This window comes from Haloarcula japonica DSM 6131, assembly GCF_000336635.1.
Lineage (GTDB): Archaea > Halobacteriota > Halobacteria > Halobacteriales > Haloarculaceae > Haloarcula > Haloarcula japonica.
In genome coordinates this window covers 1-1959 of sequence record NZ_AOLY01000024.1, presented here as the reverse complement: position 1 = coordinate 1959, position 1959 = coordinate 1, and the positions used below count along the sequence as shown (strand labels likewise).

Sequence of the window (1959 nt, the reverse complement as noted above, 5' to 3'; positions counted from 1 at the left end):
GATGTGTATAAGAGACAGGGATAGAGGCCCTCCACCAGACTAGATCGGTCGGTCCCACCGCGAGGTGAGAGGTGCCGGGTGGGGTCCCCCTAGACACCGTTATAGGTCCCTGTGGTGGGTGGTGGGGTCGGTTCGATTTTCGGCGACCCTTGCGCCGTCCTGCGATTAGGGAGCGGAGGGGCGAGTGATTGTGGTGGGAGAATCGCAAGACGGCGGTAAGTTGTGGCGGTTCAGACAGGGGTATCCTTACGCCGTCCTGCGATTGTACGGATAGGGCCGGGATTCGACAGGGGGAAGAATCGCAAGACGGCGGTAAGTTGTGATGGGTGATACTCCGGGGCGATCGGCGACCCCTGCGCTGTCATGCGGTTTCGGGTTCTGTCTGGCTATGGTTAGAACTGCTAATAACAATATGTGGGCGTGTTGGTAGTATCGGGATAGGTAGATGTTCTGCCGGGGTGAAAGGTCAGTATTCTTTAAGGGGCTAGTCGTTCTCGTCGCAGTCAAAGCTACGCAACGTGAGTGAATGCCCGGAGAAGGCCCGGGCGACGGACGATTCCACCGGACGCGATTTGTGGCAGAATCGCCCGGTGGAAACCTCTTGGCCGGAGGGTTCGTCCTCGCTCTGTCCTCTCTCAGCCGAGTCAGTAAGTGTTTCGACGGTTCACGGAAACGCTCGGTCTGGACGACTAAGCGCCGATCCACCGCAAGGATCGGGCGATCTTGATTTGCCCGAGAGCCGGCGTACCCGGCTCGAGGGCCGCCCGATCCGCACGCCCCCGACCGGCGGGAGGGGGCTATCTTGTGCGGTGGCGGTGCGGCGGCGGTGCGGTCTTTACTCGACGCTAGTTAGAACAACTCAAGAGCCGCTATGCTTCGCCAATTCAGGCGTTCCACCGTGCGGTGCGGTAGAAGACGTGCCGGTGGCTATGGTGCGGTGCGGTGCCACCGGCTCGTCTTCGTCGCGGTCGTCGGATAGTGCCGCCCCAGCTGGGCCGGACGTGCTGTCGGGCCACTCGTGGAGCAGCTCGCGATCGCGTCGGTCGGGGTGGTCGGAGTGAGCGCGGATCCCGTCGACGGCGAGGTCGAGTTGGATGAGCAGTCACGGCTCGGTCGGGACTGGGATTGCGGGCCGGATCGGGAGCGGCCGGACTGCCGGAAGGACTTGGCGCACCTGAAGTACCAGACAGAATCGGGGGAACAGGCGTCGTACCGTTGCGGTTCGTGGGACTGCGAGTGTTGCGGCCACCGGCTGAGGATGGGACTGATCGAGGAGATAGAACGGATCACGGAGGAGCGCCCGGAGATGCGTCGGTTCCTGACGCTCACAGTGGACCGCAGAGCGCCCGCGTCGAAGGAGGAGAAGCACGAGTACATCACCGATCGGTGGAACGCGCTGAGGACGGAACTGAGGGACCGCTATCCAAACCTGTCGTATCTGTGGGTGCGGCACGAGGGAGACGAGCGGGACCGGCCGCACCTGCACCTGCTCGTGGATCGGTTCCTGCCGCAGCGGGAACTGTCGCAGTTGGCCGAGCGCGTCGGCCTCGGCCGGGTGGTGGACATCCGGCGGGTGGACGCACGGAACGCGGCGCACTACATCAGTGCGTACCTCGGTCGTGGCTCGCTGTCGTTCCTGCCGTCGGGGTCGCGGCGGTACGGATCTAGCGCCGACGTCGATCTCGATCCACGCGATCCGGGCGGCGACGATCGTGACGGCAGTGCGCTCGAGGAGGACTGGTCACTGATGGCGTGGGATCCGATCGTCGAGGACTGGGTGTCGGCTGCGTCGGGAGACTTCCGGCGCGACGAGGATAGAGGACCGCCACCAGACTAGATCGGTCGGTCCCACCGCGAGGTGAGAGGTGCCGGGTGGGGTCCCCCTAGACACCGTTATAGGTCCCTGTGGTGGGTGGTGGGGTCGGTTCGATTTTCGGCGACCCTTGCGCCGTCCTGCGA

The 1959-nt window shown here is 64.1% G+C and carries 1 protein-coding gene; it reads left to right on the top strand.

The window, feature by feature from the left end:
- Nucleotides 1-1018 precede the first annotated feature (1018 nt).
- Complete coding sequence (locus C444_RS08375; RefSeq protein WP_004045523.1) at nucleotides 1019-1837, top strand: rolling circle replication-associated protein; 819 nt, start codon at nucleotides 1019-1021, stop codon at nucleotides 1835-1837.
- Nucleotides 1838-1959: the final 122 nt, after the last annotated feature.